Origin of the sequence: Streptomyces sp. NBC_00207 (assembly GCF_045160965.1) — a bacterium.
Lineage (GTDB): Bacteria > Actinomycetota > Actinomycetes > Streptomycetales > Streptomycetaceae > Streptomyces.
In genome coordinates, this window is sequence record NZ_CP130715.1 from 1,147,541 (window position 1) to 1,161,415 (window position 13,875).

Here is a 13,875-nt window from a genome sequence, read left to right on the forward strand (position 1 = left end):
TAGGCTGCGGGCATGGACTCCGCCGTACTCGACCGCCGGACCCGGATGCACGAGGAGTGCGTGCCGCCGGACCTCGTGGACCGGCTCCTCGCCCTCGGGCACGCCGGCTTGGTCCGCGCACAGGCCCTGGCGGAGGACGGCGACTGGTTCTGCGCCCGCGCCTGGGCGCGTCTGCTCACGGACCGGGGCCGGCCGGAGGAGGCCCTCGCGGTCCTGGCCCCGTACGTCGGTACCGGCTGGTGGACGGCGGCCGCGGAGGCCGCCCGGCTGCTGGACGCCGAGGGCCGGGGCGAGGAGGCCGTCTCCCTCGTCCGCCCCTTCGCCCGGGACGGGGAACGGTCCGCGCTGCGCGACCTGGCCCTCCTCCTGGCCCGGCGCGGACAGGGCGAGGAGGCGTACGAGCTGCTCCTGCCGCACGTCCCCGACTGGTTTCTGGCCGAGCCCCTGGTCGAGGTGGGCATCGGCCTGGGCCGGGGCGAGGAGGTCGCGGCGCTGCTGGAGGCCCGCATCGCATCCCGGAATCCGTGCGCACGGTGCGGCAGCCGGGAATGCGGTGAGCGGTACAGGGAGCCGTTCAACGCGGTGAACCTGCTGGCGTCCGTTCGCGAGCGGCAGGGCCGTACGGACGAGGCGGTCGCGGTGCTGCGCTCCTACGGCTCCGTTCCGGTCAACAACCGCGACCCGCTGGCCGAACTGCTGGTGCGGCACGGCCGGATCGGCGAGCTGCGCGCGTACGCGGCGGGCGAGGACCGGCCCCAAGCCGTCCGCCACCTGGCGGAGTTCCTGGAAGCCCGCGGCGACGTGGCGGGCGCGGTCGAGGCGTACCGCGAGCACGCGGAGCGCGACGCTTGGCACGCCCCGACCCTGCTCGCGGAGCTGCTGGCCCGGCACGGGCGGGGCGCCGAGGCCGTCGAGGTGCTGCGCTCGCTGAACAGCTCTGAGGACTGCACCCTGGACCTGCTGTGCGGGCTGTTCGCCGCCGAGGGCCGCGCCGAGGAGGGCCTCGCCCACCTGGACGCCCTCAAGGCCCGGCGGGGCAAGGAGGAGTGGGAGCTGTTCCGGCTGAGGGGCCCGCTCCTGGCGGCCTGCGGGCGGCTGGACGAGGCGGTGCGGGAGGCCCTCGCGCACCCGGAGGGCCGAAGCCCGTACGCGGTGGAAAGCCTGGCCGGCCTGCTGGCGGGCGCCGGACGTCCGCAGGAGGCCGTCGCCCTCCTGGAGGAGGACCGGTTGGAGCACCAACAGGCCCTCGGCCCGATGCTGGTGGAGCTGGGGCGGGCCGAGGAAGCCGTCGCGCTGCTGCGAACGCCGCGCCCCGCCTCCCCGCCGCCGGAGCCGGTGGGCTACAGCGACTGTCCCCCGTTCTGAGGCTTCGCCTACCCACCGCGCAGGCCCTGGTCCCCTGATGCCCTGATGCCGGTGCCCCGGTTTCGGTGTTCACCGTGCATGACCGCCGGCCGGGCGGGGCGGTTCCGGGAGAAATCCGGTGGCCGGGTACGCCCCCGCGCCGGGAGACTCACCCGATGGGCATGCTCGACACACAGGCGGACCGCATCGGCCGGGGCGAGACCGTGGAATTGCGGCCGACCGGCGGATCCATGGTGCCGCTGGTCCACAGCCGGCAGCGGGTCCTGGTCGCGCCGGCCGACCCGGCGCTGGTCGAGGTCGGCGACATCGTCCTCGCCCGCGTCTCGGGCACCGTGTACCTGCATCTCGTGTCGGCGGTGGACATCCCGCGCCGGCGCGTGCAGATCAGCGACAACCACGGCCACGTCAACGGCTGGACCGGCCACGAACGGGTACTGGGCATCTGCCTGGCCGTGGACGGCGTACCCCGCCCCGGCGCGGCGGCCAAGGTGCGCCGGCCCGCGATCCGGCCCGGCGCCCTCGCCACCCGCCGCCTGGACCTGCTCCCGCTGCTCCCCGCGCACGCCGACGAGATGAGCCTCGTCCTGGCCGACCCCGCCCTGCACGCGTTCACCGGGGGTGCGCCGCTGGCGCGGGACGAGCTCCGCACCCGCTACGAGCGGCTCACCGCCGGCTCCCCCGACCCCGCGACCGTCTGGGCCAACTGGGTGCTGCGGCTGCGCGGGCAGGGACGGCTGGTGGGCACCGTCCAGGCCACGATCAGCCCGGCACACGGCGCGGCCGAGCTCGCCTGGGTCGTCGGCACCCCCTGGCAGGGCCACGGCTTCGCCTCGGAGGCCGCCCGGGCCGTCGCGGCCTGGCTGGCGCCGCTGCCCGTCGGCCTGCTGGTCGCGCACATCCACCCGGAGCACGCCGCCTCGGCGGCGGTCGCCGCCGGCTGCGGGCTGCGCCCGACCGGGCGGCGCCGGGACGGTGAGGTCCGCTGGGAGTCCGGCGGCGGCCGGGGCGGGCGCCTCAGCTCAGGGTGAGCAGGACGACGTCCACCTCTGCGCCGCGGGCCCGCGCGAATTCGCGCTCGCGGCCGGTGACGGTGAACCCGCACTTCTCCAACACGCGGATCGAGCCCGCGTTGTCGGCCACCGCCCCGGCGTGCAGCGGGCGGGTGTCCTCCAGTCGGATCAGCTCGGCCAGCGCCCGGGTGGCGATGCCCCGCCCCCAGTGCTCGCGGCCGATCACGTACGTCACCTCGCGCTCCCCGGGCGGCCCGTAGACGGCGGCGTGCCCGACCACCGCCCCGTCGGCCAGCACCGTGCGCAGGGTCACCATGGGGTCGTGGCGCACCTTCGCCCAGTGCGCGTCGAAGTGGCCCCGGTCGTAGTGGTACTTCCTGGTGATCGCCGCCATGTACTGGAGCCTCGGGTCGGTCAACTGCTCCCAGAACACATCGAGATCACTGTCTTCCGTCTCTCGCAGCCCGATCTTCACGTGCGCTCCCCCCAGCCCGGCCGTTCGCTCACGACGCCACCCTACGTCGCGGGTCGGGCGTACCGTCCGGCCAGTGCGGCCACCGTTTCCGCGAGGGCGCGGCGCAGTTCGGGCGGGCCGAGCACCTCGGCCTCCGCGCCCAGCCGGAGCAGGTCGCCGACGGCGATCGCCTCCGACTCGACGGGCAGGAGCACCCGGACCCAGCCGTCCGCGTCGGCCGGGCCGGCGTCGGCGAGTGCCCGGTTGCCGGCCGCCCCGAACTGCATGGGCAGCAGCCGCTGTCCGCGCGGGGACAGGCGCAGTTCTGCGGTCTGCTGGTGGAGTACGGCGTCCAGGCGGCTGGTGGACTCCTGCCAGTACGCGGCGAGTTCGAAACCGGCGGGCCGTTCGAAGCCCTCCGCCGCGGTCTCCACAGCGAGGAACCGGGCGACCCGGTAAGTCCGTACGGCGTCCCCGGCCCCGGCCACCAGGTACCAGATGCCGCCCTTGAGGACGAGGCCGAGCGGGTGCAGCTCGCGCCGCACCTCGCCGCGCCAGCGGCGGTAGTGGGCGTGCAGGACGCGCTGGTCCCATACGGCCTGGGCGATCTGCGCGAGGTGCGGGACGGGGTCGGCCTCCCGGAACCAGGCGGGCGCGTCGAGGTGGAAGCGGTCCTGGATCCGCCGGGCCCGTCCGGCGAGTGCGGCGGGCAGCGCGGCCTGCAGCTTCAGCTGGGCGGCGGCCAGGTCGGCGCCGAGGCCCAGTTCCTGCGCGGGTCCGGGGGCGCCGGCCAGGAAGAGGGAGCCGGCCTGGGCGTCGGTGAGACCGGTGAGGCGGGTGCGGTAGCCCTCGGCGAGCCGGTACCCGCCGGCCGGCCCGCGGTCGGCGAGGACGGGGATGCCGGAGGCGCCGAGGGCCTCGACGTCCCGGTAGACCGTGCGCAGGGACACCTCCAGCTCGGCGGCGAGCTCGGGCGCGGTCATCCGGCCGCGGTTCTGCAGCAGCAGGAGCAGGGAGAGGAGCCGGTCGGCGCGCATGCGTCCATTGTCCTCCGTACCTGACAGAAGGTGTCAGGTACGGCTGCCAGCCTGGGGCACAGCCTGATGAACCGCCGGGCGGAACAGACCGTCCGGCCGGCCGAGAGGACAGCCATGCCCACGCCCGTAGAGACCGGTGGCCGCTTCACCTTCGCCAACTGGGAGGAGAACCCCGTCGGATCCACGGAGGCCGTTCCGCGGCTCGCCCACGCCCGTGTCACCAATGCCTTCACCGGCGGGATCGAGGCGGCCGGGACCGCGTGCGACTACACGATCGCCTACACCGGGGAGAACGTCGGCGGCTACAGCGGCATGGAACTGGTGACGGGCAGCGTCGACGGCCGCAAGGGCAGTTTCGTGCTCGAGGAGCGCGGCACCTTCGACGCCGGCGGCACCGTCTGCCGCTTCGAGGTGGTTCCCGGCTCCGCCACCGGAGACCTCGCCGGACTGACGGGCTCCGGAGGCTTCACCTACCGCCACGGCGATTCCTCCGTCGCCTACTCCTTCACCTACGACCTGACCTGAGGACCGGCTGCTGCCGCCCTCGGCGGCAGCAGCCGGTCAGGGGCCGTCAGCCCTGGCAGAGGCCGCGGGCGTAGTCGTACGTCGCGGTGGCCTGGGAGTACCGCCACTGCGGGTCCAGCAGGTCGCTCTTCAGCTGTCCGGCCGCCGCCGGGCTCTCGACGACGTAGCCGAAGTCCTGCAGCCAGGACGGGTACAGGTTCTTGGAGCCGATGTAGAAGGCCGATCCGTCGACCGAGACCAGCTTGTGGTGCTGGGCGTAGGGCTTGCCGTCCGCCCAGGTCGGCTGGTCGGAGGCACGGAACGTGGCCAGCTGGAGGTTCTCGCACATCGCCGTGCGCGCCCGGCCGCCGTCACCGGTCAGGGCCGTCACCCGGCCGCGCAGGGCGTCGCTCACCTCGGAGAGCGACTTGATCTGCGAGTAGCCGCCGCTGCCGATGGTGCCGCGGTTCGCCGGGTCGCTCACGACGATGCGGACCTTCACCCCGGAGGCGAGCTTCGCGGCCAGGGCGTCGTAGAGGCGTACGTCGTAGCGGGGCAGCGGCGGGCAGGTGGCGTGCACGTCCTGCTGGGAGATCTCGATGTGCGAGGTCGCGCTGGAGACGAGGGCGCGCAGGGCGCTCTCCTCCGGGTTGACGGTGTCGTAGTCCCGGTCGGCGTTCGTCCTGTCGTACACCCCGATGCCGCACTTGGTGTCGCCGGCCGTGGGCAGGACCGGGCGGAAGGACGAGGTGGGGTCGTTCTGCCGGATGCCCACGCCGAGGCCGCCGACGGCGAGCGCGGGAACGTTCCCCCCGCCCTCCGGGGAGGCGGGCCGGGGCAGGGAGGGCATGCAGTCCGCGCCGGGCGAGGCGGCGAACCAGACCGAGCTCCAGGTGCTCTTGTTGCGGCAGGTCCAGTCCCACAGGGAGTCCAGGTAGCGGCCCGCCGAGCCGGCGGCGGGCCCGGACAGCGCGAGGTCGACGTCGCTCACCGGGTGGGAGGTCTCGAGGTAGTCGTCCTTCCAGCTGTTGATGCCGCCGGTGATCACCGAACCGCCGTCCACCACGACCAGCTTGGAGTGGTTCCAGGAGAACGCGGTCTTCGAGGTGGTCATCGAGGCCACGTTGAGGGTGATGTTGCCCGCGGCGGCCGGTCCGAGTTTCGCGAGCAGCTCGTCCCGGTACGACGACGGGATCACCGTGGAGTGGTAGATGGGCGCGGCGCCGACCAGGATGCGCACCTTCAGCCGGTTGCCCTTCTGGGCGGATTCCCTGAGGCCCGCGACGATGGCTTCCTGGTACCCGCCGTTGGGGAAGGGCGCCAGCGTCGATATGTCCACCGTTTGCCGGGCGCCGGCGATGTCCTGGCGCATCTTCTCCAGGAGACGGCGGGATCCGGGCCGGTCGGCGCAGGTGGCGTCACCCCAGCAGCCGGGGGTCTGGAGCAGCCAGTCGGCGCCGCCGGGGGTGGTGGAGCCGAGCCGGTTGCCGGAGGTGCGTTCCCAGACCGAGCCCTCCAGGCCCGGCGAGACCTGACGCAGGGTCTGCTCGACCGAGTCCAGGTGCGGTGTGGGCGCATCCGCGGCGGACGCGGGGGCGGTGGCGCCGAGGAGGGAGAAGCCGAGCGCGAGGGCCGAGGTCGAGACGAGGGCCGCCGTACGGACGGTGCGTGCCAATGTGGTTCCTTGACTGGGGGGTGGCTCAGGCCGGCAGCGTGGTCGGCCACACCTCCGACCTTGATCAACTCCCGCAAGTTACCAGCACGTAGCCCTCTGTTCACCTGCCTCGGGCGAGTTCCGGCCACCCGCGCCGGACCGCCCGCAGACCGTCCGGCACACCGGGTCGGAACGGCGGCGAATCCGACGCGAGAGAAGAACCGATGCAACCTTGGAGGACACGTGTGGCGTGAGCTCACAGAACAGTTCGATGGCGTCGAACCGGGGCACCCCGCGACCGAACAGGATCTGCTTGACCTGGAGCTCCAGTTGGGACAGACACTCCCGACGCCCCTGCGAGAGCTGCTCCTCGAATGCAATGGCGTGGTCGATGAAGACGGAACAGACGTCGTCTGGAACGCGGCGCACATCGGCCTGAACAACGCAGAATTCCGGACCTCAGAAAGCCTCCGAACGCTGTACATGCCGTTCGACGCACTGATGTTCTTCGGTGACAACGGCGGCGGCGATCAATTCGCCTTCGTGTGCACCCCTCAACGCCCCGACGTCTTCGTCTGGGACCACGAGAACGACAGTCGCACGTGGGTGGCGGCCGATCTGGAGCAGTACCTTCACCGTGCGCTTTCCCACGCCGGCGAAGACTGGTACCGCTGACGACCAGCCCCCGCGACCGGCAGCGCCGAGTGCGGCAACGGAAGGCTCCGACCCGATCCGCCCGGGTGAACATTCGGACCGCGTCGCGATGAGTACGGGCCCCGCCGCCGGTCTACCCTTCAGACCCATCGCCCCGAAGGAGCGGCAGATGACCCGTACGACAACCCTTGACCTCGGACCACAAGCCCGGATCGTGGCCCGTCTCGCGGCAGGTGTCCCGGACGCCCGGCTCGCCGACCCGACGCCCTGCCCCGAGTACGCGGTCAGCGTCCTGCTGAGCCACCTCACAGGCCTCGCCGTCGCCTTCCGCGACGCCGCCCGCAAGGACCTGGGCCCCACGACCGACACGGCCCCCGACCCGGCCGCGTCCGCCCTGCCCGCCGGCTGGCGCGAGGAACTGCCCCGGGTCCTCGGCGAGCTGGCCGAGGCCTGGAGGGACCCCGCCGCCTGGACCGGCATGACCCGCGCGGGCGGAGTGGACCTGCCCGGCGACATCGCGGGGGCGGTGGCTGCCGACGAACTGGTCGTTCACGGCTGGGACCTGGCCCGGGCCACCGGCCAGGAGTACACACCTGATCAGGCCGCGCTGCACGCCTCGCACGCGTTCCTCCTGGCGGCCGCCGAGGACGAGAGCCGCGGCGGGGGCATCTTCGGCCCCGTCGTACCCGTACCGGACGACGCCCCGCTGCTGGACCGGGCAGTCGGGCTGAGCGGCCGCGATCCGGGCTGGACTCCCCCGGCGTCCCCCTGACACGGGCCGCCTGCCGCCCATCGGGCGCTCACACCGGTCGGCGCCTGCGCGCAGGGGACAACGGCTACTCGGTCAGGAGAAACGGGAGTGCGTCGGGTCGGGGAGCCGGGCAGCACGGCGGGACGGCCGCTGCTGTGGGATGACGTGAGCTGCTTCTTCGACCCGGACTTGACTGGGCGCTGCCGGACGTGCGCGTACCGGATGCCTCGGTGGAGGACTGGCAGCCGGTCCTCGATCTTGTCGCGGAGAGAGGCTGGAAGTGCTGGTACTCCGAAGGCGCGGCCGTGCCTCCGGTGCCCCGAGCGGAGGCCGTGCTGTCCCGCTCGGCGGATGCCGAGTGCCCGGACCTGAGGGTCTGGCGCCGACTGCCGATGTGTTGGCGGTCTCTCGTTTGCCATGCTGACGATGAAGTCGACTTCGAGGTCGACCTGCGGGAGTTGCAGGGCCAGGAACGACTTGATGTGCTCCGTGACGTAGGAGGTGTCGTCCGGGAGCATCACGGAGAGGACGTCGGCCCGTCGCCTGGCGAGGCAGCCCCAGGTCGTCCGGCGCGCTGCCGAACCCGAAGAGGGGCGGATCCCGCGCTGGAGGCTCAGAGCCCGGCGTCGCCGTGGGCGGCTGCACCGACGAATTGGCTGCGCACCCCCAGGATGCGAGCGGCACGTCGTGACCGCCTTCCACACGACCGTGCAAGCGGTCTTCGCGGCGTGCTGCCGGGTGTGCCGCTCGCGGACGGCCATACGAGGCAACCGGACTGCCACCCACCGCCGCCCGTCGACGTGGACTCGTTCGAGGACCGGCCGGGGCCTTGCCCGAGACGGGCGGTGCGGGTCAGGCGTGGGGGCCCGTCGTGACCTTGCCGAGTGTGAGGTCCGCGGTTCCCTCGAGCATGGCGCCCGTACGTTCGGCCTGTTCCTCCAGTGCGCGGCGGTGGGCCGCGCTCAGTCGGCTCAGCAGTTCCACGGTCAGCGCGATGCGGCGGCCCGTACGGCGCTGGTGCCAGACACCGGCGACCGTGCCGTCGACCAGGAGGACGGGGTGGTTGCCGGCCTGGCCGCCCGCCAGGGCGCGGGTGGCCGCAGAGCCGGGGAAGAGCAGTTCGCGGGGTCGGCAGGCGACGGCGTACGCGTCGAAGTAGGGCAGCAGCCGCACGCCACGCGCGGGTTCGTCCGGGAAGGCGGTGTCGCCGGCGGCGACCCATGCGCGGCCGGACGCGAAGGCCACGGCCTCGATGCGGCCCTTCTCGGCGAGGGAGGCGAAGAGTGCCGCGGCCCAGCCCTTGGGAGCGGCGAGCCAGGCGGCGAAGTCCTCGGCGGTGGCCGGTCCGTAGGCGCGCAGGTACCGGTTGACCAGCTCGTGGAGCGACCGGGTGGGAGGGGCAGGGGTGCAGCCGGGGTTGGTGTACGTGACCTTGCGGCCCCGATCGCGGCCGAACGCGAGCACTCCGCGCTGCGCGGCGGTGTGCGTGACCTGGCGCCAGCGCGGCCACAACGTCTGGAAGGCGGGCATGACCGGGTCCGCGGCCCAGGAACCGGTCCGTGCCACGATCGCCTCGGTGAGCTCGTCCACCGTCAGTTCGGCGCCGGTCAGCGCGTCGCCGATCGCCGCGAGCACCTCGTCCGTCTGGGCGGCCGTCATCCGGGCCTCGGGGCTCAGGGTGCCGGGGCGGGCGGGCAGAGCGGAGAGGGCCCCGGTCCACCAGGGCAGGTCCTGGGCGGGCAGCAGATGGATGGTGCCGCGCGGCCCGAAGGTCTTGACCAGCGTGCCCGGTCGCGCTCGCGGTCGCGGTCCCGGGTCGGGTCCGTGGGCCGGCTCGGGTCCGTGGGCCGGGTCGGGTCCGGGGGCCGGTCCGGGTCCGTGGGCCGGGTCGGGTCCGTGGGCCGGTCCGGGTCCGCCGGTCAGTGCGTCGCGTACGTCGGTGCGGGTAGCGCCGTCCAGGCGCAGCGCGAGGGAGAGTTCCGCCGCGGACATCACCTGGGCGTGCGCGCCGAGCATCCGCCCGGCGATGTCAGCGGGCGAGGTCCCGGCGGTCGAGGCAGGGGTGAGGAGTCCTTGCCGGTCCATCCGACGGGCGTTCGCGGCGGTCCAGGACACCGGGATCGGCTGCATGGGGCCACGCTACGTCTCGCCGGCAGGACCAGGGCCCGCAGCCGCTTCGCATGCCGGCCGCGCGGCGGGCGGCTGCCCCCTCATCCGGGTGGAGTCTTTCCTCCTGTCGGGGATCACCACTGGTCACATGGGGTGAAAGGATCGCGTGGCTCGTTTCCCTGCACCGGGTGGGAAGCGTTGATGGGGATGTGAGTACCTCAAGCACCGCTCCGATACTGCCCGCCGCTCTCGCGCCCCTGGCCCCTCCCGCCGTGCACGACTCGGGCGCTGACGCCGCGCCCGGCGGCATAGTCGTCCACTCCTGCACCACCCTCGGCGCCACTCTGGTCGTCGGCCTCGGCGGGGAGATCGACCACTTCAGCGCCGCCCCCCTGCGGGCGCTCCTGGCCTCGGCGGCCGACGACGGCTACACCGGCCTCGTACTGGACGCCTCCCGCGTCACCTTCGCCGACTCCGGCCTCCTGGCCGTCCTCGAATGGTGGCCCCGGCACGGACGCCGCCTCAGGCTCGTGAACCGCTCCCGGGCCGTGAAACGCCTCCTGCACGCGGCCGCCGCTGCAACGCAGCAGCAGCCCCGGGCTGTCTCACTGACGACACAGGCGACGTCATGACGTTCATACTCCTGACCTGCACTCCGATGCTCGCGGCGGTCCTCCTGCTGTACGGGGACCGCCGGCAGCCGCGGAACCGACGCCCTGCCCGGCCACCTCTGACCACACCTCCCAGAACCCTGATCCACTGCCCCCTGGCGCCCCCGGTCTTCGGCGCGATGGTGTAACCCCCGGCCAGGGGGCCCGCGATGGCCGCGGGCCCCCTGCGGGCCGGCCAGTGGCCGCCGCTCAGCCGAAGCTTCGCCTGCGGTCCCCGGTCTGCTGCGGTGGGATGTGGCGCAGCCGTCGGGCATGACGCCGGCTCCGGCCGGTCGTGCGTGCGTCCTCGTCACGGGACCGGGCTGCGCCTTGGTCGGATTCCGCCGGTGCCACCGCCGGGGCGAGCGCGATCGCAGCGATGACCGCCGTCACCACGACGAGGATGATCCCGATGCTCACGGACATGATTCCCGCCTTTCGCCTTGACCCTTACCTCTTGTAGCTACTCAGCGTTTCCCAGATGGGGCACGATAAACACGTTGAGTGATGTTTGGCTTGGACCAACTCCACCTGGCGGCGTCATGACTTGCGGCACCTGCGCTTCGGACGGGTCGTCACTCCACCCAGGGCTTCCACACGTTCTCGTTGCGCTCCACCCACTTCTTCGCCGCCTGCTCCGGCGGCAGCTTCTCCTCGGCGATCATCAGGGACACCTCGTTCTGCTGCTCCTTGTTCCAGTGGAACTTCTTCAGGAAGCCGGCCGCCTTTCCGCCCGACTCCGCGAAGCGCGTGTTCAGGAACTTCTGCAGCGGTGTGTGCGGGTAGGCGCAGGCCACCTTCTCCGGATCGTCCGCGCAGCCCTCGGTGTACTCGGGGAGCTTCACCTCGGTCATCGGGACGCGTTCGAAGAGCCACTGCGGCTCGTACCAGTACGTCAGGAAGGGCTTGTGCTCCTTGGCGAACTGCTTGATCTGGGTGATCTGGGCCGCCTCGGAGCCGGCGAAGACCACTTCGAAGTCCAGGCCCAGGTTCTTCACCAGTGCCTTGTCGTTCGTGATGTAGGACGGGGAGCCGTCCATCAGCTGGCCCTTGCCGCGGCTCTCGGGGGTGCGGAGCTGGTCTGCGTACTTGTCGAGGTTCTTCCAGTCGGTGACGTCGGGATGGGCCTCGGCGAAGTACGTGGGGACGAACCAGCCGATGTGGCCCGTCACTCCCAGGTCCCCGCCGGGGGTGATGGTCTTCTTGCCCGCTACGTACCGCTCCTCCTGTTCGGGGTGGCCCCAGTCCTCCAGGATGGCGTCGACGCGGCCCTGGCTGAGGGCGTCCCACGCGGGGACCTCGTCGACCTGGACGGTGTCCACCCGGTAGCCCAGCTCGTGTTCGAGGAGGTAGGCGGCGACGGCGGTGTTCGCCTGGGCGCCGACCCACGACTGGACGGAGAGGGTGACGGTCTTCGCGCCCTGCGCGGCGGCGTACGGCGAGGACTGGCGGGTCATGTCGGCGGCCCCGCAGCCGGTGAGGACGGCGAGTCCGGTGGCGGCGGCGAGGACGGCCGCGCCGCGCCGGCGGTCGAGGAGCGGGCCGAGGGCCCGGTGGTGTGCGCCGCGCATGTCAGGCCTCCTTCGCGGGCTGGGTGACGCGGTCGAGGAACAGTCCGAGGCAGACGATCGCGGCGCCGGCCACCAGGCCGGTGGCCAGGTCGCCCTGCGCGAGGCCGAGGACGACGTCGTAGCCGAGCGCGCCGCCGCCGACCAGGCCGCCGATGATGACGACGGCGAGGACCAGTACCACGGCCTGGTTGACGGCCAGCAGCAAGGCCGGCCGGGCCAGGGGCAGTTGGACCTGCCGCAGCAGCTGTGAGCGGGTCGCTCCGAGCGAGCGGGCGGATTCCACGACGGTCGGGTCCACCTCGCGCAGGCCCTGGACGGTGATCCGGACGACGGCCGGGAGCGCGTACACCACCGCGGCCGCGGCGGCGGGTGCGCGGCCGACGCCGAACAGCGCGACCACGGGGATGAGGTAGACGAACTGCGGCAGGGTCTGGCACACGTCGAGGACGGGCCGCAGCAGCCGCTCGGCGCGTGCGCTGCGGGCAGCGCCCACGGCGATCGCGAAGCCGAGTACGAGCGTGACCGCCACGGCGGCCAGGACCTGGGAGAGCGTGTCCAGGGAGGCTTCCCACACACCGAGCACTCCGACGGCGGCCAGGGCGAGGACCGCGGTGAGGGCGGTGCGCCAGGTGCCGGCGAGGAGGGCGAGTGCGCAGGCCACGAGCAGGAGCAGCCACCAGGGAGCGGCCTGGAGCCCGCCGCGCAGCGGGTCGAGGATCCAGCCGGTGAAGCGGGCGGCCCAGTCGGCGGTGCCGCCGACGACGGGTACGCCGGAGTAGAGGTGGTCGGTCATCCAGGCGACGGCCGCGTTCACGGGGGCGGCCAGGGAGACGGTCCAGGACTCGGGCCACAGGGAGCTGTCGGCGATGCGGCCGGCGACCGCGGCGGCCACGGCCGCGAGGAGGGTGAGGAGACGGCCGTACCAGCCGGAGAACACCCGGCGCAGCAGGTGCTGTTCGCGGGCGGGTACGGGGTCTGCGCCAATCCGGCGGCCGGCGGCGTCGGCGGTGCGGTCCAGCACCACGGCGAGCAGCACGATCGGGATGCCGGCGGCCAGGGCCGCGCCGACGTCCACGGAGGCGAGGGCCTGGTAGACGCGGTCGCCGAGGCCGCCCGCGCCGATGACGGAGGCGATGACGGCCATGGACAGGCCCGTCATGATGGCCTGGTTGACGCCGAGCAGGAGCTGTCGGCGCGCGAGCGGGAGGCGGGCGGTCAGCAGCCGCTGGCGGCCGGTGGCGCCGAGCGAGGCGGCGGCCTCCATGACGCCCGCGTCGGCCTCCCGCAGGCCGAGGGCGGTGAGGCGGGCCATGGGCGGGGCGGCGTAGACCACGGTGGCGAGGACGGCGGCGGGCACGCCGATGCCGAAGACCAGCACCATCGGCAGCAGGTACGCGAAGGCCGGCAGGATCTGCATGGTGTCGAGTACGGGGCGCAGCATGCGGTCGGCGCGCGGGGAGAGCCCTGCCGCGAGGCCCAGCAGGGCGCCGAGTGCGACGGAGGCGGCGACGGCGACGACCATCAGCGCGAGGGTCTGCATGGTCGGCACCCACATGCCGAGCAGTCCGCAGGCGGCGAATGCGGCGGCGCAGGTCAGGGCGAGCCGGATGCCGGCGAGGCGCCAGGCGACCAGGGCGGCCAGGGCGGTGACGCCCGTCCATCCGGCGGCGAGGAGGAGCACGTACACGGCGCGGACGGCGACCACGACGGCGTTGCTGACGTGGCCGAAGCCGTAGAGGAACAGCCAGTGGCTGTCCCGGTGGTCGATGATCCAGTCGCCGGCGCGGCCGAGCGGTCCGGACAGGTCGACGGCCAGGGCCGCGGGCCAGCTACCGGCTCCCGGGAAGGCCACGGCCAGCGGGATCAGCAGGGCGGCGGCGACGCCCAACGGGAGGAGGAGTCCGCGGCGCCCGGCGAGACCGGGCAGGGCTCTGCGCGGGCGGTCCTGCGCAGCGGGTGCGGTGCGGGAGGGACGCGGGCCGGCGGACCGTCCGCAGGGGCGCGGGCCGGCGGACCGTGCGGAGGACCGCGGGGCCTGCGCGGGGACGGCGGCGCGGGGGTCGGGTGAGGTGTGGTCCGGTGTGTGGGTCGGGGTCGCGGTCATGCGCACCACCTC

General features: G+C 73.3%; 13 protein-coding genes and 1 pseudogene. 7 read left to right on the plus strand and 7 right to left on the minus strand.

Going from position 1 to position 13,875, the window contains the following annotated elements:
* The first annotated feature begins 12 nt into the window (after positions 1 to 12).
* On the plus strand, positions 13 to 1,365 hold the full coding sequence (locus OG472_RS05875; protein ID WP_405941054.1) for a hypothetical protein: 1,353 nt from the start codon (positions 13 to 15) through the stop codon (positions 1,363 to 1,365).
* Positions 1,366 to 1,520: 155 nt separating this feature from the next.
* Positions 1,521 to 2,393, plus strand: coding sequence for a GNAT family N-acetyltransferase (locus OG472_RS05880; protein WP_405941055.1), 873 nt, complete (start codon positions 1,521 to 1,523; stop codon positions 2,391 to 2,393).
* On the opposite strand, the gene OG472_RS05885 is transcribed toward OG472_RS05880, so the two are convergent.
* A complete protein-coding gene (locus OG472_RS05885; RefSeq protein WP_405828271.1) occupies positions 2,380 to 2,850 on the minus strand; it encodes a GNAT family N-acetyltransferase in 471 nt (156 codons plus the stop codon). The genes OG472_RS05880 and OG472_RS05885 overlap by 14 nt on opposite strands.
* A 41-nt stretch (positions 2,851 to 2,891) precedes the next feature.
* Positions 2,892 to 3,866 (minus strand): helix-turn-helix transcriptional regulator, encoded by a 975-nt coding sequence (locus OG472_RS05890; protein WP_405941056.1) that lies wholly within the window; start codon positions 3,864 to 3,866, stop codon positions 2,892 to 2,894.
* Between the two features lie 114 nt (positions 3,867 to 3,980).
* On the opposite strand from OG472_RS05890, the gene OG472_RS05895 reads away from it, so the two are divergent.
* Positions 3,981 to 4,391: a DUF3224 domain-containing protein gene (locus OG472_RS05895; RefSeq protein ID WP_401603306.1), complete on the plus strand. Its 411-nt coding sequence runs from the start codon at positions 3,981 to 3,983 to the stop codon at positions 4,389 to 4,391.
* Positions 4,392 to 4,437: 46 nt separating this feature from the next.
* On the opposite strand, the gene OG472_RS05900 is transcribed toward OG472_RS05895, so the two are convergent.
* Positions 4,438 to 6,045, minus strand: coding sequence for a phospholipase (locus OG472_RS05900; protein WP_405941057.1), 1,608 nt, complete (start codon positions 6,043 to 6,045; stop codon positions 4,438 to 4,440).
* Positions 6,046 to 6,267: 222 nt separating this feature from the next.
* Between OG472_RS05900 and OG472_RS05905 the strand changes: the two genes are divergently transcribed.
* From OG472_RS05905 to OG472_RS05915, 3 genes and pseudogenes are all read left to right on the plus strand, one after another.
* Entirely contained in the window at positions 6,268 to 6,699 is a 432-nt protein-coding gene (locus OG472_RS05905) for an SMI1/KNR4 family protein (protein WP_405941058.1), read from the plus strand.
* A gap of 148 nt (positions 6,700 to 6,847) precedes the next feature.
* Positions 6,848 to 7,450 carry a TIGR03086 family metal-binding protein gene (locus OG472_RS05910; protein ID WP_401603312.1) on the plus strand — a complete coding sequence of 201 codons (603 nt, stop codon included), beginning with the start codon at positions 6,848 to 6,850 and terminating at the stop codon, positions 7,448 to 7,450.
* A gap of 129 nt (positions 7,451 to 7,579) precedes the next feature.
* A pseudogene (locus tag OG472_RS05915) lies at positions 7,580 to 7,929 on the plus strand (hypothetical protein); the annotation flags it as partial.
* 352 nt (positions 7,930 to 8,281) lie between these two features.
* Here OG472_RS05915 and OG472_RS05920 read toward each other — a convergent pair.
* A complete protein-coding gene (locus tag OG472_RS05920) occupies positions 8,282 to 9,559 on the minus strand; it encodes a winged helix DNA-binding domain-containing protein (protein WP_405941059.1) in 1,278 nt (425 codons plus the stop codon).
* 188 nt (positions 9,560 to 9,747) lie between these two features.
* Between OG472_RS05920 and OG472_RS05925 the strand changes: the two genes are divergently transcribed.
* On the plus strand, positions 9,748 to 10,170 hold the full coding sequence (locus tag OG472_RS05925) for an STAS domain-containing protein (protein WP_405828281.1): 423 nt from the start codon (positions 9,748 to 9,750) through the stop codon (positions 10,168 to 10,170).
* Between the two features lie 228 nt (positions 10,171 to 10,398).
* Here the strand turns inward: OG472_RS05925 and OG472_RS05930 are convergent, their stop codons facing one another.
* The 3 genes from OG472_RS05930 to OG472_RS05940 form a co-directional block, all read right to left on the minus strand.
* Positions 10,399 to 10,614 (minus strand): hypothetical protein, encoded by a 216-nt coding sequence (locus OG472_RS05930; protein WP_383564545.1) that lies wholly within the window; start codon positions 10,612 to 10,614, stop codon positions 10,399 to 10,401.
* 149 nt (positions 10,615 to 10,763) lie between these two features.
* Complete coding sequence (locus OG472_RS05935; protein ID WP_405834784.1) at positions 10,764 to 11,645, minus strand: ABC transporter substrate-binding protein; 882 nt, start codon at positions 11,643 to 11,645, stop codon at positions 10,764 to 10,766.
* Positions 11,646 to 11,760: 115 nt separating this feature from the next.
* Positions 11,761 to 13,863 (minus strand): ABC transporter permease subunit, encoded by a 2,103-nt coding sequence (locus tag OG472_RS05940; RefSeq protein ID WP_401603316.1) that lies wholly within the window; start codon positions 13,861 to 13,863, stop codon positions 11,761 to 11,763.
* Between the last annotated feature and the right edge of the window lie 12 nt (positions 13,864 to 13,875).

Excerpts from the sequence above, each read along its gene's own strand:
- OG472_RS05890 (WP_405941056.1), bottom strand. The coding sequence starts at position 3,866 with ATGCGCGCCGACCGGCTCCTCTCCCTGCTCCTGCTGCTGCAGAACCGC.
- OG472_RS05940 (WP_401603316.1), bottom strand. The coding sequence starts at position 13,863 with ATGACCGCGACCCCGACCCACACACCGGACCACACCTCACCCGACCCC.
- OG472_RS05875 (WP_405941054.1), top strand. The coding sequence starts at position 13 with ATGGACTCCGCCGTACTCGACCGCCGGACCCGGATGCACGAGGAGTGC.
- OG472_RS05930 (WP_383564545.1), bottom strand. The coding sequence starts at position 10,614 with ATGTCCGTGAGCATCGGGATCATCCTCGTCGTGGTGACGGCGGTCATC.
- OG472_RS05880 (WP_405941055.1), top strand. The coding sequence starts at position 1,521 with ATGGGCATGCTCGACACACAGGCGGACCGCATCGGCCGGGGCGAGACC.
- OG472_RS05910 (WP_401603312.1), top strand. The coding sequence starts at position 6,848 with ATGACCCGTACGACAACCCTTGACCTCGGACCACAAGCCCGGATCGTG.
- OG472_RS05920 (WP_405941059.1), bottom strand. The coding sequence starts at position 9,559 with ATGCAGCCGATCCCGGTGTCCTGGACCGCCGCGAACGCCCGTCGGATG.
- OG472_RS05935 (WP_405834784.1), bottom strand. The coding sequence starts at position 11,645 with ATGACCCGCCAGTCCTCGCCGTACGCCGCCGCGCAGGGCGCGAAGACC.
- OG472_RS05895 (WP_401603306.1), top strand. The coding sequence starts at position 3,981 with ATGCCCACGCCCGTAGAGACCGGTGGCCGCTTCACCTTCGCCAACTGG.